The organism is Aquimarina sp. AU119, assembly GCF_900312735.1.
Classification (GTDB): domain Bacteria; phylum Bacteroidota; class Bacteroidia; order Flavobacteriales; family Flavobacteriaceae; genus Aquimarina; species Aquimarina algiphila.
This window is the reverse complement of the sequence record NZ_OMPF01000004.1, coordinates 54329-79286: the sequence shown is the minus strand read 5'-3', so window position 1 is coordinate 79286 and position 24958 is coordinate 54329. Positions and strand designations below refer to the sequence as shown.

The following is a 24958-nucleotide window of genomic DNA, read 5'->3' as shown; positions in this document are numbered from 1 at the left end:
CGATTTATTTGTAATTCATGATAATATGAAGAAATTAAGGGCGATAGATAAGTTCAATAAAAAAGTTAGTGAATGTCTAATAGTGTTAGAAAAAACAGACAGTGAACAAATATCTATAAGCCCTTCTCAAGATGCATGGTCCTTATCAGAATTATATGACCATATTATGAGGGTGGCCAGAACCTATCAAATACCTAATTTTAAAAAAGCGTTACTGCATTAGCAAAAAGGAAAAAGAGAAAACAACAACTTAATATTGGAAGGGTTGGGTTATGAGTGTGGCTTTAGTTCTAAACCTGAGTTCTTCAATAACCTTAAGAAGAAAACAGATAGAAACGCCTGAAAAATATAAAAAGAAATCAGTACAGATTAATTAAGGACTTCCCATATCCACTTTTAAATTCCTTTTTTTGCTTTAAAAGCAATAAAACATGAATAAAAGAGATTTCTTAAAGACTGTAGGAGCTGCTTCAATACTTACCTTCCTAAGTCCTTCTGATGTTTTTGGAATACACAATGACAATTCCAAAAAAGTGCTGATTTTAGGTGGGAGAGGATTTCTTGGGCCTAGTATAGTAAAGGAATTTTTAACCTCTGGCTATGAGGTCACACTTTTAAATAGGGGAAAGACAAATACACATTTATTCAACAATTTACCCATCATAATCTGTGATAGGGAAAAGGAAAATAAAGCAGGTTTAAAAGCAATCGACAAAAAATACAAAGACACCTATTGGGATATTGTTGTAGATACCTGGCAAAAATCACCAAAGGCGATATCCGACTTTTTGGATGAATTTAAAGGTAGAATAGGTCATTATCACTACATATCATCAATTTCTGTTTATGGTAATTGGAACAAAAAATTTATTACTGAAAATGACCCTTTAAAATCTCTGCCTAAACGTCCTGAATCTATTGCAGAAGGAATGAAACATCGTTATGCACTTCGTAAAACGTTTGCCGAAGAAGCCATACGAGAACAAATAGATAATTATACAATATACAGATCTCATGGAATGCGAGATTTTAGAAGTGTAGATCCAAGCAATATCATAGACGAACCTTTTTGGCCTATACGCTTTTACAGAGGAGGCGAAATATTATTACCTCATGTAAAAAATCATCATATACAAGCTGTTGATGTTAAAAGCTTGGTGAGTTTTATTGTGCTTTGTTCTCATCAAAATACTTTTGGAGAATTTAATATTGCCTGCGAACCAACGCCATTTAAAGATTATGTTTCTAGTCTTATTCATGCTACTGCAATGCCAGAGAAATTGTATTGGATCGATGGTGAATTTTTAATTAAAAACGGACTTATACCATATAAAGTAGTCCCTTTCTGGAAGCCAAAACCAGAAGGCTCATATTATTTTAATGTACAAAAGGCCATAGAAGCAGGATTTGTACATAGACCATTAGTTGATATGATAAAGGACCAGATAGAGGGATATAAATACAGATATCCAAAAAACGATATCATTTTTGGAAAACAATCAGATGGTCAGGTGAAATACTATTCATTAGAACATGAGAAAGAAATAATCAAAAAGTGGGTTTCTAAACAGAGGTAGTTTTTTACAAAATCGTCTAATGTTTGAAAAACTATTGAACTAAATTGTAAACATAATCTACAGTAACCTGATATCCAATGATTTTGTAATCTCTCAACATCTAATTTCCAACACTCAACACCTGACTTCTGCCCCTCATTTTAACGCTCAAAGTACGAAGCTCGATGCCCGATGTTTTTGTAATCTTTGTCTTCGGTCTTCTCCACCCAGATGACACTAATTCATAATCCATGTCTATAAATAAGTAAAACAAAATATAAAATTAGACGCTGTGCTTAATCCAAAATATAGTATCTTTTTACTCGCTACGTTTCATTCACAAATCGCTAGCACTAATTAAAAAGTAGTAGACATCAATATCACATTATTCACCTTAGTATTTCACTTGTTTTTGTTTAACAATCAAATTGATCATTTAACCGAACATATAGGTTGTGAAACAGAAAATCTAGTGCTCAAAACAGAAACAATCGAAAGAGAACGGAAATTCTTGTTTTGGAAATTACCACAAAAAAAAGTTATCTTGATAGATAAGGTGGTAAACTCTAACGGAAAAGTTATATTAAAACGTAAATCTGCATTTCTTGTATCTATGGATTCTTCAGAAGACAAAACATTTAGAAGGATTAAGATTGTTGATAGAGAAATACAGGTTTTCCGACATAGTAGGGATTATCAAAATCAATTTATCGAACTTTATGACTTTTGTGGAAAGTATAAAGGCAGGAGAATCTGGAAAGATGGGGATTTTTATAAAACTAAATAAAAACTTACAGAAACAGCATAGCTATTCTTTGAGGTAACTAAAATATTATTCACAGAACGTTATAAACAATCAATAAAATTTATGGGATTTTTTAAAAAACTATTTGGAGGGAATCAAAAAAAAAGTTCTGAGCAAGAGGAAAAGAAAACCAGTGAATACAATTTGAAATGGATTAATCCAGAACAAAACCCTTGGGGGTTGAAAATTTTAGATTTAAGACCAATTTCTCAAAATATGCTTTCAACTTCAAAAGATCCTAAAATGGCTACTAATGCTATTTCTTATGGTCAAGAAGACGGAACAGCTTTTACAGAGTATTCACCCAAATCCAAAAGAACATTTTCTAGTGATTTAACGATTTCAACAGATGAAAAACTTGAGGAGGGTGTTTTGTTTAATCCATCAACAATGGAAAACAAATGGGCGATTTATTTTATTAATGATCGTTTACTATTTATTAGAAGTTGGTTGAGAGAAGCTTTTGTAGTTGCAAAAACGACTCAAGAAAAAAACCAATTAAGAATAACTGAAATAACAGGCGAATTCACTGATAATGAATCATCCAAAATGACTGAATCCATTTTGATGTTTTTACTATATAGTCATTCTTTAAATGAAACAGTCCCCGCTCCTATTCCAAAAGACTTATCAAGCAATACAGATCAGGCAGGAATGTGGGCTTTTTCTACTTATGGAAACATGGCTCATTTCGGATATTTTGGGGAGGACTTTAACTATAAAACAGCGTTAAAACTAAGAACCCACTCTTTATTACATATAGCAATTGCAAGAGGTGAACTAGATAAAATAAACCTAGAGTTAGATCGAAATACTAATATTAATTGTTTGGCGGGAGATGGCCTTTCAACGTTACAATGGGCAATAACCGCTGATTCAAATGTATTAAGTTTGTTGCTTGACAAAGGAGCTAATCCAAATACAAAATCAACTGAAGGAGCAACCCCAATAATGAATGCTGTACAATCAAATAAAGTTGAACATCTCAATATTTTGATTGAAAATAAAGCTGATCTAAATGCTAAGGACAATAGAGGTTTTACTGCTTTGCACAGAGCCTCAGAAATGGGACATCAAGAAATCGTTCGCATTTTATTAGAAAATGGAGCCGATAAAAATGTAGAAGCAGAAAGTCATACGCCCTTATCATTAGCCATAGCTATGAAAAATAAAGAGATTATAAATCTATTAGAAAAATAAAAGATCATAACAATTTGTATGAATAAGCATTTTTATAAAGGGATAAAAGAAGATACTTCTTCAAGAATAATATATGTTACAGATCCTAATAAATTTGATATAACAAAAGTGAATAAAGGTATACTTTCGTTTCATGCTAATTGGAGTGGACACTCCATAATACACGGAAATTCAATTCTGAAGTTAATAGATAGATCCGAGGTAAAAGACTTTTATATTTATGTATTTGATATTGACTTAATTTCGCAAGAAAAACAACTTGAATTAATAGGAGCTAAATGTCATGGTTATTTTGAATCTGTTTGGGTCGAAAACGGAAAAATTGAGTTTAACTATAGAGATACTAACAGAGCTCAAGAACTAGCTAAATTTATTGAATTCTTAAATGAGAAGCTAAAAATTACTTCATCATCTGAAGATAAACTAAAAAAAGAAAAAAACAGTTCCTCCAAAGCCCCTATTCCTGATCAAAAAGATCATGTTGAACATAAAGAAGTTGAAACTTCAAATGATAATCCTGTAACATCTTATGAAAAAGAATTTTTTACCATTTTTGAGTATTATGAACAAGGATTACTCACAAAAAAAGAATTATTTTCTCAAGTAGTTTATTTAAACCAAATGTTTTATATAGAACAAGGAAACCTACAGACTAAAAATTATTTTATAGGAGGAACAGCAAAAGATCTAACCAAAGAATAAACCTGCAACAAACAAAGTATTCCGATAGCAAATGTTTGCAATCCATATCCTCACTTTTAATGCCCGAAGCCAGATGTCCGATGTTTTTTTAAACTCCTGTCTTCGGTCTTCCAACTTCCAACCTCTAACTTCTGACCTCATTTTAATGCCCGAAGTACAAAGACCGGTATCCGATGTTTTTTTTAAACCCCTGTCTTCGGTCTTCCGACTTCCAACCTCTGACTTCTGAACCCCATTTTAATGCCCGAAGCTTGAATCACGATGCCCGATGTTTTTGCAATCTCCCAACATCCAACCTCTGACATCCAAAACCCAACTCCAAACATCCGACACCCAACATCCGACTTCTCCCACCATGAAATACAATGAAATATTTTCTTATACACCTCTTTCCTATTTTTAATCAGATCAGTTTTTATAAAAAAATGAACAGATACTATCCATCTAGTATAGGTTTATAAATTATAAAAAAGTGAAAAATCAATTATTAAAGCACGCCCATAAATTAAATCAAAATGCATTAGATCATGAACTTAAAATCTCTAATTCGGATATTAAAAATTCAGCTTATAAAGGGATGCAATTGAAATAAAAGTCATTGTAGTTTTTTCCCAATAGGTATTGCAAGGATGAAATCTACCCATAAAATTCTTAAAAATTATTAACCAATAAAATTTTAAATATGAGATCTGTTTATGTACTTGTCAATAATGATGGAACCAATCAAGGGGGTTCTGGTATTTCTTCAACTTCACGAGAAGGAAAAGGAAATTACTTTGTGAATTATGAGAAACCATTTTCTCAATCACCAGGCGTAAGCGCTACTCCTTGGGGAACCGGAGTACTATGCTCTGTAAATGTTCTGGCCGAAAATACATGCGAGGTTTTGGTTACCGACTTACAAGGAAATCTGATTGATAGTGGATTCGCTTTTCTAGCGGTTGGTGACTGAAATTAAAAAAATATAACATATTAAATTACTACTGAGGGTGATGTCTTACATCACTCTCAATTACCTTAAATCCAGAAAAGTTTACATACAAGGTATTTCCAAAATCTAACAATTGTATGAATTTCAGGAAATATCAAAATTCTAGAAGCAACTATATGAATACTACTCGACTAGTATACGATTATAAAAATAAATAAAAGGATATATATCGTTTATATCATTTTATAAGTAATGCTCTCGATTAAATCAGCACAAAAAACATGCAAAATATGGAAAAGAAAACTACAATAACTAATGTTACAATTTCTTCTATCAGTCCAACAGAAGGTTCGTTGATAGGAAATAATTTAATCACACTCACCGGAACAGGTTTCAATAGTATTAACAACCCTGCCGTGAATTTTGGGAATGCAGGAGCTACCAAGATCAAAATTGTATCTGATACTATCATGACCATGGTCAATCCTAATACTGGAGTACCAGGTTCGGTTTCGGTGACATTAATTGATGGAGGTACTCCTATAATCGCACCTAAAAAATTTAACTATAATTTACCAGAGATAACAGGAATTCACCCCAGTGCATCTTCAGTTCAAGGGGGTGAAACCATTACTATCGAAGGAAAATTCTTTACGGGAGCTTCTGCTGTAAATTTTAAAGCTCTTGGTGCAACCCAAATTCATGTACTATCTGACAATAAGATCACGGTCACTAACCCTATAGCTCCAAATGCTGAAACTGTAGATGTGCAAGTAGTTGTGCAAGGTAATAATTCGCCAAAGGTCAATGCCGCTCAATTCACATATCATCAGGCTGCTAATAATGGCGTACCATTATTGTTTTCTTCAGAAACTCCAAGGGATACTTACATTCAATTCATCGGTGATCAAAGCATGGATGGAAAATATTACGATAATTCGGGCACTTTAAAGTCTTTGGCTCCAAACACCGCCTACAGTTTGCAAGAGATCACTAGTGGAACAAGATTTGGAGATGGCTTGCCAAATGGAGTCCCAGCAGTATTAATCAAAACCTTTTCTGGCAGGATTTATATCAGTATGGGCGGTCCAATCACTGGTATGAGCGCTAATTACACTCCAGATGCAAACAAGAACCCTAATCTTGATCTAAGGTATCAATACTTTGAACCCACGATCAAAGATTCACAAATGGATGTAGATTTATCTTATATAGATTTTACTGCCATTTCATTATCACTAAATACATTCAATGCCCCTCATGCTACTAATAAAAATCAGATTAGCAGTAGTAGTTTTGATATGGCCACAGCTACAGGAGCAGTCGCTTCAACCAAAAATGGTTCGGTTCTTCCCAAACCTGCGGACCAATTACCCAATGCAGCATTTGCTCGTGTGATCAGTCCGCAATTAGGAAATGATGGTTTATATCACGACTTTACAAACTATCTCAAAACCGTATTAGTAAATAAAAAAGTGAGAATCGCAGGAACGTATGTCGGTACAGGACATCAACCATCAGGAACTCCTTCTACACAGGCTCAAAGCTATGATTATACAGCAAGTTTTGATACTCAAGGCAATGTAACCTTAGTTCCCAATACAGATTCTGGAAATGGTTACGCTCCAGGTGTTCCTACCGTACAACAAGGCCCCGGAGTTGGAACAACCGGTGGAAATATTGTCATTACTTTTGATGACCTAAATGATAAAACAGGAATTTACGGCTGCAACTCCCCTTATACATTAGGTTCTAATCCAAAAACTACAGGAATAACTAACGATGTCTACGGACAAGTGGTAGGTGATCTATTAGCTGGGCTCAACTTTGGCTATGTTGGTAGTACAGCAAAAAGCAATAACGTACCCATAGGATCCTTATCAAGTACAGAATGGTGGGGAGGTATTATGCCCGATGGAACGGTGATTTCTTTTTCATCCACACCTGGTGGAAACAACATTTATTTTGACGGAGCGCAAAGTGATAGCAAAAATTATAATTCTTATGCTGGTAGCATTAGTCTATTGACTAGTGGTTATGGTTTTCCTCTTCAGGATCGATTAGGTCATAACCTGCTAACAATGAATACGGCATCTGACCCAAATGCTTATCTAGTGGTATGGGTCGATATTTTACCTACGCCTGCCTAAACTATTTAACAAACATAGTATATAATACGTTTGTATGTAATCCAATAACACCTAATGGTACGGATTTGTAATCTGTGAACTCCATCAAAATCTCAAAACTTAGCTAACTACTATCCACTACCGCTAGTCTTAGACTAGTGGGTGACAGTAGTAGATATAATCTAAATCAATGTCTAAGAGAGTGCAATAAATGTTCTCCTTATGAATTTCTCAAACTTTCGAAGTAACATTTTCTCCTATTACGACACATACTCATAACATTATATGTAAAAAATAGAGAAATATGAATTCAAAAATTCTAGAACATTACCGAGAACTTATACGTACAAATCTAGAGTATCTCAAAAGTGCTACTATAAAATCAAGTATAGAAGAATATAAAACCAATCTTATAGAAGAAACAGCTAAACTCGAATTAGAAAGTCATAGAACTCATAACCAAAATTTTATAAATTCATTTTACAGCGAATCAATTGCTACATTAAAAGAAGGTGGAGATGAGATGAATAGTTGTATACATACGGCAATTAAAAATCTGAATACAATAGACTTAAAGCAAATTACTGAGTCTATTAAAGAACAAATTGAATCTTCATTAACAAGTTTTGAGCTTAAAGAAGAATATAAATCATTCAATGGTCTTCTATTCGAATATAATTCAAATCTAAGTTTTTCTGGTATTGCCTTTAAAGAACCAAAATTCGAAATCAATCTGGAGAAACCAAAATACTTAGAATTTCAGGATGGAAGCTATGCATCTGATCATCCAATAGATTTTGAATTAGAAGAAGCGCTTGGATCAATTTTAAGCGAAGAATTTGACGAAATTGCTTGGGCATTTGATTTTGAATTAGATATCTTTCTTAAAACACAAGAAACCGTTTACTCTATTGCAGCTCTTGCTTTACATGCTGTGCTCGATTCTGAAGACATAAAAAATACGTTAAAACAAAAAGGGTTCGAAAATAATGGTGTAGTATATTTATATGAACATGACAACGAGGAAAAACCAGTATTTGTGAATGAATAACCTCATCACCCGATACGCAGATTTACAATCTGTGCCTATACAACTCATACCTACCTCCACCTTCTGACTCCAACCTTAATGTTCGAAGCATGAAGCCCTGTTTCCGATGTTTTTTTAACCTCGATCTTCTGTCTTCAGACTTCCAACCTCCGACTTCTAACTTCTGACTTCCGACCCCCGACTCCCCTCTCATGAAATACAATGAAATATTTTTTCTAACCCTTCTTTTTTACTTTAACAAACTTTTTACACCACACTGTGGGTAACCGTAAAATTTATAAAATGTAGGGCTGTATTTTAGATCAAAATAAATATGATACGGTTAATATCCGTTTACACATGATGATAAATGGATGTATTTAGTTATCAAAGTAACTATATATCGTTGTTAGCATTAATTATAAAAAACATATGAAAAAACTATCCATATCAATATTCCTCATAACTACTTCTTTGATGAATTCTCAAAGCATCAAATTCGAAAAAGTGATTCAAACTGATAGCACTGAATCGAAATTGATTTTGTTTGAGCGTCTGAACAGTAAACTAATGGAATTTATGGGCAGTAAGGAGAAATATGATAAAAATATCATCCAATTGGATAAAGAAATGGGTATAATAAAATTTAATCAGATCTTAAATTATGATCCAAAAGGGAATAGAAGTGACGACGGTACAGTAAAATATCAAACCAATGTTTATTTCAAGAATGGACGATTTAAAATAATTCTGAATGATTTTGAGCACCAAGGCAAAGGTATTTCTCTATTTATGATTACGGACGATTCTGAATATCCTCATAAGAAATCAAACTACCTAAAGTTCAGAAAAAAAGCGTGGTTGGAACTTAAGATTTATCTAAATTCGGAAATGCCAAAAACGTTTTTAACAATGGAAAGTTTGATAACTACTCCAACGGAAATGGAATCTGATTGGTAGGCACTAATGCTAACAATATATATGAAATCAGAGCAAAGTTTGGTTTTAAATCGAAAGGTCATTGTCTTTTTGCGAAGATGCTAGATTTTTATAAACTAAACAAGAAATAAAAATGCGCAGATAAATCAATTGGTTCAGGTATACTTGCCTTGCTCCGATTCATATATTTGGCGTTAACAAACATTAAGATACAATCGAATGATATTAGTAGTTGATGATAAATTAGAGAGTTTTGAAAAAGTAGATGAAGTATCATTCATCGGGTTGAATATTTGGGAAAGAAAGCATATTCAAGAATGGATTCGTCAAGCTCCGGAACTTTTAGGGGAAGAACTTTTAGTTTTAAGCGTAGAGTTTGATCGATTTAATAATTCAAAAGACAGATTAGATATTTTAGCCCTTGACAGGCAGGGAAATATAGTTGTAGTTGAGTTAAAAAGAGATCCCTTTGCTGGATATGCTGACCTTCAATCTATAAGATATGCTGCAATGGTATCATCTTTAACAATTGAAAGCCTTCTTCCCTATTATCTTTCTTATCAAAAAAAATATATTGGAATTGAAACCCCTTCAAAAGAAAACTCTTTAACTGACATTCAAGAATTCGTTACAAATGAAGACTTTGAAGAACTATCAAACACTCCGAGAATTATTTTATGTTCAGAAGATTTTTCACAAGAAATAACAACAACAGTTTTGTGGCTAAACGAAAATGGACTTGACATTAGTTGTGTTAAAATCACACCTCATAATCTTGGAGATAAAATTGCAATAGTTCCTAATAAAATAATTCCACTTCAAGAAGCTAAGCAATATTTAATTAACATTAAGAAAAAAGAAGAAAGAGAAAGCAAGGGGAAAAGATATCGACCAAGGACTATGCGGATTTTGATTGACAATAAACTTTTAAATGTTGGAGATAAAATTTATTTAAAAAATGGACTTCCGAGTCATGTGGAATACGAAAAGGATAATCCAAAGTTTAGTGCAGAGATTACTGGAAAACTTGGACAAAGCAATGCTATCAAATGGGATTTTGATGACAAAGAATATGCAATATCAGCATTGACTTGGAAATTTTTCAAAGACCTTCACCCTGAAAAGAAAGACCCAGGTGGAGTAAATGGGAATTGGCATTGGGTAAATGAAAATGGAAAGAATTTATGGGACATTGCCGAATCATTTTGGCTAAAAAATGGATAACAATAACGTGTAATAGTAATGGTTATAATTCAATGTAGTTTTGTAACCAAATAGGGCGGATTTGCAATCTGTATACATAAGCTGAGTAAACCAAAATATAAAAATTCGGCTTGAGTATAATCTGAAAAGTCAGCGTTTATTTACATGCTACGTTTCATATATGTAGCCGTTAAGCACAATTAAACTAACCTATGAAGTCAAAACTAAAATTAAAAGATCAAGTTACAAGAACAATACTTTCCATTGTTTTTTTGATTACATATTCCTGTGGAGTTCAACAAAACTTAAAGATTTCATACAAGTTAAATCCTGGGATGACTAAATCGGAGGTAGAAGATATTATGGGAGCACCTACCAAAAGTGACTTCAAACAAAATATAGAGGAATGGCATTATTGTAAAACTGGATTTGACTCAGATGAGTTTTTAGCACTTTTTTTTCATAATGGAAAGCTAATTGAGAAGTTAAATTACACAGTTACATTAGCAGATACACGTGGAGCAACGGGCTCATGCTCGAAGTTTATTAAAATGGGTAACTACAAAGAACCTGACAAAGTTATAGAAATAAGGATGAGATAAAACTTCATAACTACAACGATTATCATACAAAGAAGAATAAGAGCGGGCTTATAAAAAATACTTTATTTTTATCAAACTAATGAAATACTGCAAAGTCGCAAACTTTGCAAAACTCCAAAATATTTAAATTATAATACTCAAAGATGATAAATTCAGAAATCTATTTGAGTTGAATCTGAAAGAAATTGAAATATAGAAACAATAATGTCCAAATTACACTAAAATCCAGTCTAGCTCAAATGTTAGTATAAATAGATAACAAAAATGACAGAAAGAATTTATCAAATAAATGATGGAAATATAAAAACTATATTTTTTGGAAAAAACGAGCTTATTTTTAGTGAGGAAAAAATAGAGCTATCGGTTAAATTTACTGAGTTACATAAATATCCCAGGTTGATTGAAAAGACCGTAAAGGTAAGGTTTGACGAAATAAAAAATATCATCTTCAATGATGGCGAGTTTAAAATTAATGCTTATGTAAAAATCGATGCCTTACGTTTTAAAAAAAGTTTTAAATTATCTGACAGTGATTTAACTTCTTTAAAAGATCAGATTGAGGAATTATCACATAAAAAAAGTATGATCAAACAAAGTAAATTTCAACTACTATTAAATCACCATGGAATTATTACTGTTTTTACAGGAGCACTATTTGCTTATTTAATATCAACTGGAGGAGATTTTTCTGATGTTCAAGGAAAAAGAAAGTTTTATGGATATATCATTCAAAAAATAATAGAAACATTAGGCGTGACAATTAGTATAATAATTTCAATTTTGATTTCAGTTTATGGAGTTTATAGTATCTGGAAAAAAGTTAATGAGCCATATGATGAAAAAACAAATAAATTAATGTACAGTGATATTAGGGTAAAATAACAAATACTAATACTATATATAGTAAATGAGTTAATTGATGACTATGAAGAAAATAAAACTAGAATCAATTGACCTTAATAAATATAGTGGATTTGCAATCAGTATCCACAAAATGAGTAAACCAAAATATAAAAATTCGACTCTGTATTAAACCGAAAATTCACTACTTTTAATTCCCGCACTAACCATAGCCGAAATGTTAGCTATTATCCAAAGAAAAAATGAAATATATTATAACCATAGGAGTTTTATTAGCCCTAATCTATCAAAAACAAAGTAAGGATTTTGATGATACTAACTTAATTTCAAATACTAAGGTTTATCAAGATCATAATATTGAAGATTTTCATCCACTGATTGATTTGATCCTATCTCATATTGTCAAAGAGGAAAAAGAAAAAAGCAGTGTTGTTTTAAAGGTAAAATCAAATTTACCTCTTGATATCTTTCAAAATGATGATTATATCCTTAAACGTTTAGAAAAACAAACAACTAAAATCTTATATAACAATTTTAAGACAAAAGTAGATCAGTTTAAACTGGATAGAACAAAACTCAATTTAGAGAGTAATGAATTATTAAACCATCATAATAATGAGAACAATAGTATAATTACATATACTTTTAATGGTTTTCTTATGAATCAGTCAAAAAATCTTGTTATCAGCTCAATTACCGTTCTATACTCCAATAAAACCTCTAGTAAGATCAGAGGAGGATGGCATGAATTAGTTCTTTTTGAAAAAAAGGAAAATACATGGGAAGTACTTGACCAGATTGAAACGATAGAATATTAACTCCTGCCTCGATAATACTAATTTACAATCCATCTACCTATTAAAACCTCAAAACTTAACCAGCTGTTGCAACGATACTTCTAGAGCTTTGGAGATTTCATATAAAGAATCATTAGTTTTGAGCATAAGTGATAAAACACATAAAAAAAGTCTTAATGAAAAGAAATAAAAAAATAGGAGTTTTAATTATTTTACTTGGCGTTTTTATTCTTCTTTACAAGAATGATGGTTTTTATGGTTGGGGAGGATATATAGATAAATCTTGGGAGAATATAATTATTAGTTTGGTTATAATTATTATTGGGGTGCTATTCTTAAAAAAGAATAGAAAAACTGATTAACATGCTCTGCAAAGTTTAAAAATGTAGTAACCAAAGCCACTGTCAAAACAAGTTAAGAAAAAAAGATACTTTATTTTATCAAATTAATGAAATACTGGTGAAACCATATTATGATAAAAATCACTCAAATAGTTGTTTTATTCTTTTTATTAACGAGTATTAAAATAAATGCTCAACATGAAAAGCCAAAGAATAAAGAACCTCTTAATAAATGTATTTGCAATATCATAATAGACGAAAATCAAAACATCTTCATTAACGAAAAAATTATATCAAAAAATAAAATTTACAAATCAATTCAAAAGTTATACAAGAAATGTAAAAGGAGTTCAGAAGTTAGAATCGAAAGTATTCATGGCAATAGCTATACAGATATAGACTTTTATGAAGAGATCAATGAATTAGTTACTTCAGCAATTCACGATTTACAAAATGAACTTTCTTTGGAAAAATATGGGAGATCAATAAAAGAGATTAATACTTCTGAAGGATATTATATTATAAATACATTTCCTGTAAATATTAAATCAGAGTTTTGTTGTATCGAAGATTGAATAATATGAATTCAAAAATGTAAACACCCACTGTCAACCTTCTGTATGACAACAATCTCATAAGATTCATTGATATTTGTTTTGTTACTAAAACAAATATCATGCACTCCAAAAACGAGCAGTTAATTATTGATTTGATACAGCAAGATCTTAAGCATTGCCAATTGGTCTATGGGTTAGACCGGTTGGGGCTACAAGGATCGAGTATACATCATCTGGATATCCTAGAGATCATATGCCAGTTGATGCAAATCCCCCGCGAGAAAAAAAACGACTATCTCGCAGAGACCTATGCCGCGTTTATGAGTATGGCCACCGAGTATGAGATCACCCCACTGGGGGAGTCACTACGTCCTTTGGCAAGGGATTGCTATCATCGATTAAAGTATTTGGTAGAGTTGTAGTGATTATGGTATATCAATTCGCGATACATCTCTCCCTTCGAGTAACCTCAGGGTTCGAGAATACGTCGACAGGCCTATCTTGATCAAACCTAAGTACTTGATAATGATTCCGTTGAAGTGTTTCACGCTGAGCTTGTCGAATAGTTCATTGTAACCTCGTGATGCCGAGTGAGAACGATGAGATTGCCTTTGTACTTCGGGATGTTGATGTTACTATCCTTACAAGAAAGAAGAGATAAAATAGTAACACTATTTAAGTAAGTTTTAATTTAAATTTAACTGTGGGAGCTAAACATTACAAGTGTTATTATATACCTTTATAAGATAACTTTTAAAACCGTAGTATTATGAAAAACATTGTGAACATTAATGGAATTAAGAGATTAAACAAATCAGTACAAAAAACAATTACTGGTGGATTTACTGATCCAGATGAGTATGGGTACTGTCCAACTCCTAATTCATTTTTTTGTGGTGTACCTGGTCATATTTGTTGCAATGGATTATGCGTTTTACCTACGCATGGCGCTTGTAATTTTTAATAGATTTTAAATAAAGCGAACTTCGGTTCGCTTTATTTATACTACCTATTTTTAATGATCAATGGATCACCTTGATCATAGTTTAATCAAAATCACCTGGTATTACAACTCTTTCCTGATCTGATCAACGATATAAAATACATTACTTTTCTTTCTGTTGACCAGCAGAATGGACTCTTCTTGGCAATCTGATTGAAATTAATATATTTGTAAAAAAGGGACAAGAATGAGTGAAAAATGGAAATACAGAGTAAAAATTGGTGGAACCTGGGGAATACTGACTGCAATACTCACTAATCTGTTTAAGTTAGCAGATCATCGAAGCTTTGTAGATATATTTTTCTCGTATCGTTTTCTTGCAGAACTTATAACGTATACATTAGTCGGTATCTTTTTTTTCGCAAATGCTTTTAGCCCTAAGGAAAAAAGCTAACAAATAAAATTATACTTATTTTTAAATCTATCATAAAATAGAAAGCGTAAATACATGCTATAATAAGCCAATGTATCTACGCTCTGTTCATGTAAACACCAATTATTCCCAATTCTTCAATTGTATATAATATCTCAAAAAATGATATTGTATTTCTATCTTTTCTATTAGCAATATACGACCAACTTTTAATCACTCGATTACGGAAATCCATTTTGAAAATTAAAAAGTTTTAAATATAAATTAAGTCTTCATCGGTTTAGGTTTGTAATCTCAATTGATAAAAAAAACAGTCAAGTACTCGCAGAACACGATCATAACGTTACTTATTGTTTATAAAAATCGGCCTCAATCGTTTCAAAAAACATATACACTATAAAAATCTTTTGGTACATTAGTCTTGTGACGGTATCTGTAAAACAATAGCAATGGTTATCATATAATTGTTGATAATAATTTGAACAAATAAAACTGAATAAGAGAATATACATTAATGAACATAAAGTTTTCTCAAATAGAAATTACCGAAAAGGAAATAGTTTTAGACTTATTTAAAGAAGCGGCTATAAAAATAGCAAAAATGAATATTGACCATTGGCAATATTGGAAAAACCCACCTTTAGAAAGGATAGAATGGCTAGAAGAAGGAATAAGAAACAAGGAATTTTATTTTATAAAGAATACTGATTCTACAACTATCGGAATGGTTAGGATTTTAAAGGAAGATTTACTGTATTGGGGCAAACAAAAGGAAAAGTCTCTTTATATTCATTCATTGGTTGTTAAAGACAAATATGGAGGTAAAGGAGTCGGAAAATCTATACTTGAACAGATTAAAAATGAGGCAAAAAAAAGCAATTGTAAATATTTAAGACTTGATGCTGATTCTAATAATCCAAAGCTTTGCTCCTATTATGAAAAACAAGGTTTTGATAAAGTTGGAGTAAAAGAATTACCTCTTTCTACAAATAATCTTTATCAAAAAGAATTGAAGTAAAAACGGCACGAGAACAATGGCAATAATTAATACGGGTTTTGGTATTTAACTAAAAAGAAGTTTTAGAAACAATGGGAAAATAATGTGCATAAAAATACATAAAACGTAGTACTCCTGTTGTTCGATTGATTTTATAAAGTGATAAAAAAAGAGCGTAAGTACCATCTTCTCAACCAACTTAGTACCTACGCTCCATAATTACTGGGGGCTTCATATATTTTTATACACTTAAAATAGAGAGCGCAAATATCAACTCTTAAAAACCAACTTAAACATTCACGCTCCCATTCACACAAATATTAATTAATCACAATACAACTCTAGTATAGGGTATATATGTTATGTTATTTTTTTCTATAAGCAAGATACAACCATCTTTTAATCACCCCGTTACGGAAATCCTCACCAAAAATTAAAAAGTTTTAAGTATACTATCTTTTATCATTTTGAAATCCTTTTGCTAAAAAAGTTTATCTTTAAAATATTCCACTTATATACGTTGTGGTTTTAGTCAAAATAGGTATGAAACAAACTCTCTGTAGAAAAAAACCAAACCTTGTTAATGACTCATTAAAACAATTCTACCATACATTCAGTACTCCAATAAGTAATAAAGATGGATTCCAGCCTACGCTGGAATGACAAAACACTCAAAATCTGTCATTCCAGCGTAGGCTGGAATCCAAAGTAATGGTAACTTTTTTTAAATCATTTTACCTGAGCATATGCTTATATCGTTTCAGTATATGAGTTTCTTTTATTATCTTAGTAATAACGGTTAAAAAACAATATTGCAAACATTGATAAACATTAAAAAGCTATGGGAGGCATTAGAATCATCACTATTATTTTTGCCACTGTTTTTATGTCTTGTCATATACATGCACAGATAGATGCAAAATTGATAGGTAAATGGAGCCTAATCAAAATAGAAGATAGCCTGGATACCATATCTCCTCCTAAAACTGCTAATTATGACCTTATTATATCTGATACTACATTTAGTTTTTCTGTGGGCGTAAACACCTGTGGATATGCAGCAAAAACGATCAAGAACACCATTATTGGTGCATTCGCACATTGTACAGAGGCCTGTTGTGATGATAAAGTATGGAAACACTTTGAAAAAATTAATTACCAAGGAGATTTCTCGCTTGAAGATGATGGAAATACCTTGATTATAGTCAATCAAAGCGGGAAGGTGTATTTACAAAAAATAGACTAGTAAACAAAAATACCATCAATGTATCTCTCACCAAAGAGAGCGATGGAAAAACTGCTGAGATTATTTACATCAAAAAGATCAAACTACTTTAATTATTAAATTATTTTTTTGCGATTTTTTTTAAAAAAACTTTGTTTTCTTTTTTTATTATTTCAAATAAATATGTCTGTTTCTTTGTTTTTATTGGTTCAAAAACACCACCTACTAGTACAGCCTCATTCCCTATAGCTTCGATTATTTCTACTTGTAGTGTATTGTTTTTTAAAATAGTATACACTCCGTAAATAGTATAATCTTCACTTTCATCATTACCACAACGAGGAAGGTTTTCAAAGCTTGCAAAACGCATTGTTTTGTCTAAAGTTGTTGATTTTTTATAAAACTCTACAATGCTTGCTCCTAGTGAATCTTTATATTGCTGTTTATTATTTATAGGTGTCAATTCATATTCTGTAATCGATTTATCTTCTAAAAACAATGTAGTAATAAACCATGCATTTTTCTGTAATAGATTTTCTATAGTACTTTTTTCTTCCTTTGATTGTCCTATCATTTTTATACTTAAGAGTACAAACAATGCAACTAATTTATAATGTGGTTTATTTATGTTCATTATCATTTTTTTTATCAAATACCCAAAAGCATTATATTTTCCTTCTCCAATCGCATATACACTAGTTTACTTTTTTATAAGCTGACCTTTTCCTATTATCTTTCCTTCTTCGTCTCTAACTACTACAAAGTAAGTTGCGCTAGCAAAATCCTCAACATTGATTTCTGTTTTTGAAATATTAGTTTTTATATTTTTTATGAGTTGCCCATTAAAAGAGTATATAGAAATGTAAGACACCTCTACTCCTACATCTATGATTGTACTTCTTATTGCTGGATTAGGATATATTTTTAAAGTTTGTAGGGGTACGCTTTTCATAATTTCTAAAAAAGGTTTAGCCGGTAAAAACTTAGCTATTATTGGTTTTTTATGATGCTCATCCATAGAAATTTGGGCAACTGGATGTTTGACCTTTTTATCTTGTGTCCACCATTGATAAAAGATACCTGTGTTTTTTTTGGATTGATTTAAAAGTACCCATTGATCTAATTCTTTCTTATAAAAAAAATCGGTAACACTTATTACATGTTTTAATCTGAGTGATAAGAAAGTTCCTTTAGGTAAAATAATATCACCCCATGAATCCACTACTGTTTGATGCTCAAAGACTCGAGTTCTTTTAATAGAATCTGCGCCTTTTTTTGTTTTCTCTACAATCTTATCTTCTTTTGTGGTGTTTGATGAAGTATCTTGATAATTTAAAGGATACTTTATAACTGTTTCCTGTCTAATATCAACACGTTTTTTTTCATTAACATATACACCAGAGCCGTTGCCTACTAATTTAGAACTAGAATGGTTCATAAACATCCATGCTTCATAATAGCCATTGTTTGAATAGAGTGCTATGTTAGAATTAGGAAAATCTTCACCAAATGGAGTGTCTTGAGGATCAACAAAAACTAAGGTATCTCGTGCAGTAGATTTTAAATTAGAAAAATCCCATACTTTATTTGGTCCTGGCTCACCTACATCAATAGTACTGGTGGGAAATCTTTCGTAGTATTCTACAATGGTGTCTCCTACAGATACAAAATCATTATGCTCCAGGGTGATTTGAGAAAACGAATGTGTCCCAATAAAACATACTAGCATTAGATATTTTTTCATTGTTCTTTATGAGGTGATTTATACTACTGTTATGTTCGTCTAATTTTTGAAGAGCACTCTCCTTCTACATTATTAATTATATTTTTTGTGCCAGATGCTAATCTGCTCTTTCAGCAAATCAATCGTTAAACTTTTCTTTGATTCTTTTACTTTGTTTTGAAGATATAGTTTGGCATTAAACAGCTCTTTTTTTTCTTCTATAAGAATCCCTTTGGCAGGTTGACCAACTTCATCATAAAAAATATGTGATATATAATCCCTCTTATTATCTCTCCCGAGATTGCCTCTGCTAAATTTTTTAAAAGTTGACTCAATTGTATTTTTTGGTGGTAATCCCGAATACATATCTAATACAAAGTCACTCCTAAACCATTCATGTCTCTTGCTTTGTATTTTTTCTAAGGTCTCTGAAGAGAAGCCCCAGGAAATATCTGATTTTAAAACTCCTTTTTCTAAATAGAATGCAATTCCTTTGTTAATGAAATTGTTGGTTGTATTTCTCTTTCTTTGATCTATTATTTCTTCTTTATAGGTTAACGAGATAAATTCTTTACCAACAACTATTTTCAAATCTGGGTTCCGTATCTCGACAATCTCCATACCTTCATCTGTTTTCTTTAAAATAAGATTATTTGCATAGTGCATCGCAAATACCCAAATACTAATGGCGTTTATTTTTCCTTTTTCTAAGATTTTAATACGAATACCATCATTAATCATTTCATACTGGGCTCCAGTATGTATCTTGTTGTTTTTATAAATTGATTTAAAAGGAATATCAATTAACTCTGTATTTTCTTTAATATTTGATCTAGCATATTGATACTTTCTAATTCCTTTTTCATAATAATCAAGAAGTACTACGACGTCTGAAATTGTTCTTAAAAAATAACCTTGATATGGTTGATTGTTTTGATAGGTACCTGTTTGTGTTATTTGTCCGTCGATCTCAAATACAGTATACTCAACTCCTATTTTTTGATCATTTTTATAAATTTCGAAAAACGTAATCCCTTTGGTTTTTGCTTTGACTTTCCTCTTGTCTAATTTACCTTCTTTATAAATTAAAACATCTCCATTATCTTTCAGAAGTTTGCCTTCCGTCGGAATCCCTTTTGTATAACTTAAGATATAAGCAGTATCATTATCGCGATCATAATCATAACTCTCCCCATCTTTTACTCCATTTTTAGCATAATAATATGCTAATAGTTCTTCATTTTTTAAACGCTTAAACACCTGTTTACCTTCCTCTTTTCCTTCTTTAAGAGTAGAGATTTTACTGCATACCCAACCGTGTATTTCTGCTTCACTAATAAAGGTTCCTGAATGTTTTTTACCATTTACATAGGTTCCTATAGCTATTGTCTTACTATTATATAGTATTTTTTCTTTTGTCTTTATCCCTTTTTTATATGTAGTCACATGTATGACACCTCTTTTCTTTCTATAAAAAGTTCCATCATAAGGATTATTATCTCTATTTATACCGTGATAAAGGACACTACCATCTAGATTATAAAATTCTTCATCGCCTTCTAATTTACCGTTTTTTATATTCTGAAAATGACGCATTCCTACTACATAACCGCATTTATTTCCTGGGTAATAACTTCCTTTAAAACGATCTTGTTTTTTTAATTCCAGATCAGTGATCACCTCTCTTATCTTTTTCCCGTTTTTTCTATAGTATAGTTCTGTCACTATAGTCTTAGCAGTATGTTTTTCATACGCTAATTGTGTAGTGTTTTCATAATATAATTTTCTCTCAATATTCTTTCCTTCTTTGTAAGTAGCAAAGCAATTTGTTGTTCCCTCGTAGGGTCTATCATTTTTATACATTACACTAGAAGTCAAAATTCCTTGTTTATTAAAAAATTTCCCTTCTCCCTCTTTTAGTTGGCCTTCATAATTAACTGTAAATTTTTTATTTCCATTTTCATAAAACTCTTTATGCTCGCCATCTAGATTTCCATAATGATAATTACTTATAATATTAACGTTTCCATTTTCATAAAACCATCGTACTTCTCCAATAAAATCATCTTCATTATCCTTATCTGCCCAACCTATCATTTGAGGTTGACCTGATATATAATAATCTTTAATGAGAACTTTATCATCTTTTATTTCCAGAGGTATGTTTCGATAATACGTCGCTTTATCCTTTGTGGTTTTATTCCATTCCTCATCAAAATAAATAACACTTTTTTCTTGGGCATAGCTTTGTGAAAAACTTAGCGCAAACATGAAAAAAAAACTTAAATATCTAAAATCCATCACTTTCTTTTGTTCATCAATTGTCAATTCATTTTTTTATTCTCAAACTCTTTCAGCGAAGGTACTCTTGAATGTAGTTCTTGTGCATAAGAAGTATTGTTAATTGAAATAAATAATCACATAATGCCAAAGTTGTTTATGAAATTGTTGTTTCTTATATTTTTACTAATGCATCAATCAAATGAGTCATAAAAATTACGCAGTTACCAGAATCCCAATTATAATTTTAACCCTAATATACCTGATTTGGAAAAATCAGATTATTTGTAATGTATATTTGCATTTCTTTAATATATATTTGCCAAACACCCTATAATTTTTTAAAATCAACAAAAGAAGTCATTTGAGCTGATAATTTAAAAAAAACTGCCTTTTACTTGCAAATCTAGGTTTACTTTTGTGACCAACAATACTATTATCTAATTCTATAGACCCTCTCACCTTTTTATATTATCTCCTGTACATTTTTTCTTTTATTTTGATTTTCTATATAACTGATAACAAATCTTTTGGTAAATTAGTAAGACAAAAACAGAAGGAAAATAATAGCAGTCGTTATTATACATGGCCCCGGCAATTACATTAGGATACAATAAAGATTAACGATATCATAAAATTATTCTTTAACCACTAATTTATAACCATGGGCTTAAAAATCATCTTACTTATTGTTGGCATATTGCTAATCGCCGGAGCAATCTTTTATTTCTTAAAACGTCGTAAAAAATACGGTTCGTTTATTCACAAACTTCCGTTACAAGAATTGGGATATAAAAATATCCCTGCAGTACCTTATCAATTAGGTGAAATTCCCGGCACCCTGGTAAGACTGGGGTTACGGGCTAATGCTACTACCCAGGCCAAATGGGGCATGAATAATACATATCAAATTGATGAATACAATGCTAATGGATACTCATATCAATATGGGCGGGGTAAAGATGTTGAAGCAGAAGCACATGCAGATCGTCTATCGCTAAAAGCTGATCTCGAAAAATCATCGGTTAAAGTAGAGCTTAACCCAGCTAAATTGAAAAACCGAATGAATGCGAGTGAACATCTAAGGGCTAGTAATGATGAAGATCCAATCACTATGCTTTCTCTTACCAAACCTGAGCAATTTACGATGTCATGGACTACTTTTAATAGTGTGTATCATAATGCTCAGAAATTTCTGCCCGACATGATGGGTACGATGACCGATGTGGCCATTGCTAACCGTGTCTTCTGGCCTACTATTGCAAAATATGGATTTGCATATAATTTACTAATTCTTGAAAAAGTAAATGATACCAGAGCTACTGATTATAAAAATGTATTTGGAGATGCCTGGACATCAGAAATTGAAACTTTACTAAGCGATCAATTACTATATGCCATCGATCTTCGTATGTACGCTACGCTTCCTATAAGCCATGTAAAAGGTAACCCCAGATATACTCCTGCTACTCTTACGCTATTAGCGCAAAATCCTGATAAATCCTTGCGACCTATTGTAGTATTGATCATCAATCCTGAAAATAAAGGAAACACGATCTACTCTTTTGGAGTCTGTACAAATGGAACATGGTTGTATGCTCTAATGGCCGCCAAAACTTCGATCACCTTATACGGAATATGGATGGGACATGTATATCATTGGCATATTGTTTCTGCTGCATTATTAATGACTTTACATAATCACGTCGAGGAAACACATCCTTTACGGGTATTTATGGCTCCTCAAAGCGAGTTTATTATTCCTTTTAACGATACTCTGCTCCTGCTATGGAAAAGAATCGCACCGCCAACCTCGGTAAGCAGTGCCTCTGAGTTTCTTAACATGACAGATACTTTTGCTAAGGGAAGATCTTTTCTGCAAGATGACCCTAATACTACCTTGCAAAACAATGGTATTAAAAAGGAAGACTTTTCAAACAAAACCGATTGGGATCAATATCCTATTGCAGGAGAATTGCTATCCGTTTTTAATGCGGTTGAAACCTATGTAACTGCATTTGTAAATCAGACGTGGTCTAATGACCAAGAGGTAGTTGCCGACAAACAAATTCAGGCCTGGATTGCCGCTTCTTCTGACCCTTCTGATGGAAATGTAGCTGGGATTCCAACACCTGATAGTCGTAAAAATCTGATTACAACCTTACAAAGTCTTGTTTTTAGACTTACAGCACATGGAGCTTCTAGATTAAATGCAACCGCTAATCCCGTGCTTTCATTTGTTCCTAACTCCCCGCCTTGTTTACAACGGACCGATATTCCTCTACCAACTAACGACCTTCCTACTGAAGATTTGTTAACCTATCTGCCAAAAACAGGGACTATTGGAGAAATGATTACCTTTTTATTCACATTTGTATTCTCTTCTCCTTACATTCCTTTTCTACCCGTTGCTGGTAATCAAACAGAACTGATCTGGGGTAATGATCCTAAAGAACCTCGTAATGCAGCTCTTATTAATTTTAGGGAATTCCTGGAAGGTTTTATACATTCTTATGAAAAACCCGGAGCCGCACAACTATATCAGTGGCCTAGAAATATTGAAACCTAAAAAAAATCACAACATAATCGTATCAAGTGTAACAAATCTTGTTTTGATCTATCTTTCTGTAAACAACTAACCTAATATTCATGCAAAAAGTACTTCTACTATCATTTACTTTGGTCTTATTATTTTCTTGTGCCAAGGAGAAAGAAAAAGAAAAAACATTTAATATAGGACAACAATCAACTACTATTGTCGACGAATCCAGGGATCGCCCAATAGTTACAGAAATATGGTATCCTACCTATGATTCTTTAATCACAAAAGAAACTAAAAGCACCCGTAAAGAACTTTTTAAAAACATCAAGACAATTCCTAATGCATCACTGCCAGAGGGAAAATTTCCACTATTACTTGTTTCTCACGGTACAGGGGGCAATCGTTTTTCTCTTACCTGGTTTATAGAAGACATGGTCAAAAAAGGATATATCGTAGTCTCTGTAGATCACTACGGTAATTCTACTTTTAATAAACTGCCCAGAGAATTTGTAAAATGGTGGGAACGTGCTATTGATATCAAATATACACTAACTACAATTCTAGAAGATACAGAAATTGGACCTAAAATAGATCAGTCCAAAATTGGTGGAGTTGGTTTTTCTTTGGGAGGATATACTAATATTGCATTAGCAGGTGGTTATGTAGATAGAGAGGTGAAAGATAGTGATGAGCCTGATACGGATCGTGAGATGCCTCCAGAGTTTCCCCAAACCGATGAGATTATAGATTTTGATACTGATAGTTTGATTGTAGCATCCTATAACACCCATAAAGATCATGTAAAAGATGATCGTATAAAAGCCTTTTTTGTAATGGCTCCTGCTATAGGGTTTGGTTTTCATTCTAAAAAACAAACCGAAACCATCACTGCACCGGTATACATTGTTGCAGGAAAAGGAGATACTAATACGCCTGTTAAGCATAATGCAATACATTATCACAATTTAATCCCGACAAGTAAAATTCATCTTTTTGGAGAACATGTCGATCACTATATTTTCTTAAACGAAGCCACAGAATTTGGAAAAAAAGTAGCTCCAGAAATTACTATCGATCATCCTGAGGTAAATCGCAAGGAAATACATCAACAAACCATGCAACTCGCTCTTGATTTTTTTGAAAAGAACCTGTAAATAAAGAT

24 protein-coding genes are annotated in these 24958 nt (G+C 32.0%); 21 read left to right on the top strand and 3 right to left on the bottom strand.

What is annotated here, in order from left to right:
• Positions 1-25: 25 nt before the first annotated feature.
• The 19 genes from DK442_RS04910 (at position 26) to DK442_RS04810 (ending at position 17272) form a co-directional block, all read left to right on the top strand.
• The gene (locus DK442_RS04910) at positions 26-223 is read left to right on the top strand and encodes a hypothetical protein (protein WP_109434749.1); all 198 of its coding nucleotides are present in this window, start codon (positions 26-28) and stop codon (positions 221-223) included.
• A 208-nt stretch (positions 224-431) separates the two neighbouring features.
• Positions 432-1577: an NAD-dependent epimerase/dehydratase family protein gene (locus tag DK442_RS04905; protein WP_109434748.1), complete on the top strand. Its 1146-nt coding sequence runs from the start codon at positions 432-434 to the stop codon at positions 1575-1577.
• Positions 1578-1968: 391 nt separating this feature from the next.
• Positions 1969-2343, top strand: coding sequence for a hypothetical protein (locus DK442_RS04900; protein WP_109434747.1), 375 nt, complete (start codon positions 1969-1971; stop codon positions 2341-2343).
• A gap of 81 nt (positions 2344-2424) precedes the next feature.
• Entirely contained in the window at positions 2425-3561 is a 1137-nt protein-coding gene (locus DK442_RS04895) for an ankyrin repeat domain-containing protein (protein ID WP_109434746.1), read from the top strand.
• 18 nt (positions 3562-3579) lie between these two features.
• Positions 3580-4263, top strand: a complete 684-nt coding sequence (locus DK442_RS04890) for a hypothetical protein (RefSeq protein ID WP_109434745.1) — start codon at positions 3580-3582, stop codon at positions 4261-4263.
• Between the two features lie 682 nt (positions 4264-4945).
• Positions 4946-5215 carry a hypothetical protein gene (locus DK442_RS04880; protein WP_109434743.1) on the top strand — a complete coding sequence of 90 codons (270 nt, stop codon included), beginning with the start codon at positions 4946-4948 and terminating at the stop codon, positions 5213-5215.
• A 269-nt stretch (positions 5216-5484) separates the two neighbouring features.
• Entirely contained in the window at positions 5485-7344 is a 1860-nt protein-coding gene (locus tag DK442_RS04875) for an IPT/TIG domain-containing protein (protein ID WP_160114053.1), read from the top strand.
• Between the two features lie 283 nt (positions 7345-7627).
• Positions 7628-8374: a hypothetical protein gene (locus DK442_RS04870; RefSeq protein WP_109434741.1), complete on the top strand. Its 747-nt coding sequence runs from the start codon at positions 7628-7630 to the stop codon at positions 8372-8374.
• 411 nt (positions 8375-8785) lie between these two features.
• Entirely contained in the window at positions 8786-9313 is a 528-nt protein-coding gene (locus DK442_RS04865; RefSeq protein ID WP_109434740.1) for a hypothetical protein, read from the top strand.
• A gap of 198 nt (positions 9314-9511) precedes the next feature.
• On the top strand, positions 9512-10516 hold the full coding sequence (locus DK442_RS04860) for a hypothetical protein (RefSeq protein WP_109434739.1): 1005 nt from the start codon (positions 9512-9514) through the stop codon (positions 10514-10516).
• Positions 10517-10707: 191 nt separating this feature from the next.
• Positions 10708-11097 carry an outer membrane protein assembly factor BamE gene (gene bamE, locus DK442_RS04855; RefSeq protein ID WP_109434738.1) on the top strand — a complete coding sequence of 130 codons (390 nt, stop codon included), beginning with the start codon at positions 10708-10710 and terminating at the stop codon, positions 11095-11097.
• A 264-nt stretch (positions 11098-11361) separates the two neighbouring features.
• Positions 11362-11979 (top strand): hypothetical protein, encoded by a 618-nt coding sequence (locus tag DK442_RS04850; RefSeq protein ID WP_109434737.1) that lies wholly within the window; start codon positions 11362-11364, stop codon positions 11977-11979.
• 221 nt (positions 11980-12200) lie between these two features.
• Positions 12201-12776: a hypothetical protein gene (locus DK442_RS04845; protein WP_109434736.1), complete on the top strand. Its 576-nt coding sequence runs from the start codon at positions 12201-12203 to the stop codon at positions 12774-12776.
• A 155-nt stretch (positions 12777-12931) separates the two neighbouring features.
• Complete coding sequence (locus tag DK442_RS04840) at positions 12932-13117, top strand: hypothetical protein (RefSeq protein WP_109434735.1); 186 nt, start codon at positions 12932-12934, stop codon at positions 13115-13117.
• Positions 13118-13227: 110 nt separating this feature from the next.
• Entirely contained in the window at positions 13228-13671 is a 444-nt protein-coding gene (locus tag DK442_RS04835) for a hypothetical protein (protein WP_109434734.1), read from the top strand.
• Between the two features lie 751 nt (positions 13672-14422).
• Positions 14423-14617 (top strand): hypothetical protein, encoded by a 195-nt coding sequence (locus tag DK442_RS04825; RefSeq protein WP_109434732.1) that lies wholly within the window; start codon positions 14423-14425, stop codon positions 14615-14617.
• A gap of 226 nt (positions 14618-14843) precedes the next feature.
• On the top strand, positions 14844-15050 hold the full coding sequence (locus tag DK442_RS04820) for a hypothetical protein (protein ID WP_109434731.1): 207 nt from the start codon (positions 14844-14846) through the stop codon (positions 15048-15050).
• A gap of 493 nt (positions 15051-15543) precedes the next feature.
• Entirely contained in the window at positions 15544-16047 is a 504-nt protein-coding gene (locus DK442_RS04815) for a GNAT family N-acetyltransferase (RefSeq protein ID WP_109434730.1), read from the top strand.
• An 820-nt stretch (positions 16048-16867) separates the two neighbouring features.
• On the top strand, positions 16868-17272 hold the full coding sequence (locus DK442_RS04810) for a hypothetical protein (protein WP_109434729.1): 405 nt from the start codon (positions 16868-16870) through the stop codon (positions 17270-17272).
• Positions 17273-17372: 100 nt separating this feature from the next.
• Here DK442_RS04810 and DK442_RS04805 read toward each other — a convergent pair whose 3' ends face one another.
• The 3 genes from DK442_RS04805 to DK442_RS04795 form a co-directional block, all read right to left on the bottom strand.
• Positions 17373-17885: a hypothetical protein gene (locus DK442_RS04805; RefSeq protein ID WP_109434728.1), complete on the bottom strand. Its 513-nt coding sequence runs from the start codon at positions 17883-17885 to the stop codon at positions 17373-17375.
• A gap of 66 nt (positions 17886-17951) precedes the next feature.
• On the bottom strand, positions 17952-18995 hold the full coding sequence (locus tag DK442_RS04800) for a T9SS type A sorting domain-containing protein (RefSeq protein WP_109434727.1): 1044 nt from the start codon (positions 18993-18995) through the stop codon (positions 17952-17954).
• A gap of 72 nt (positions 18996-19067) precedes the next feature.
• Positions 19068-21245, bottom strand: a complete 2178-nt coding sequence (locus tag DK442_RS04795; RefSeq protein ID WP_109434726.1) for a toxin-antitoxin system YwqK family antitoxin — start codon at positions 21243-21245, stop codon at positions 19068-19070.
• Between the two features lie 673 nt (positions 21246-21918).
• Here DK442_RS04795 and DK442_RS04790 point away from each other — a divergent pair.
• Together DK442_RS04790 and DK442_RS04785 are read left to right on the top strand one after the other, a co-directional pair.
• Positions 21919-23823, top strand: a complete 1905-nt coding sequence (locus DK442_RS04790; RefSeq protein ID WP_109434725.1) for a lipoxygenase family protein — start codon at positions 21919-21921, stop codon at positions 23821-23823.
• 80 nt (positions 23824-23903) lie between these two features.
• Complete coding sequence (locus tag DK442_RS04785; RefSeq protein WP_109434724.1) at positions 23904-24950, top strand: dienelactone hydrolase; 1047 nt, start codon at positions 23904-23906, stop codon at positions 24948-24950.
• The last annotated feature ends 8 nt before the right edge of the window (positions 24951-24958 follow it).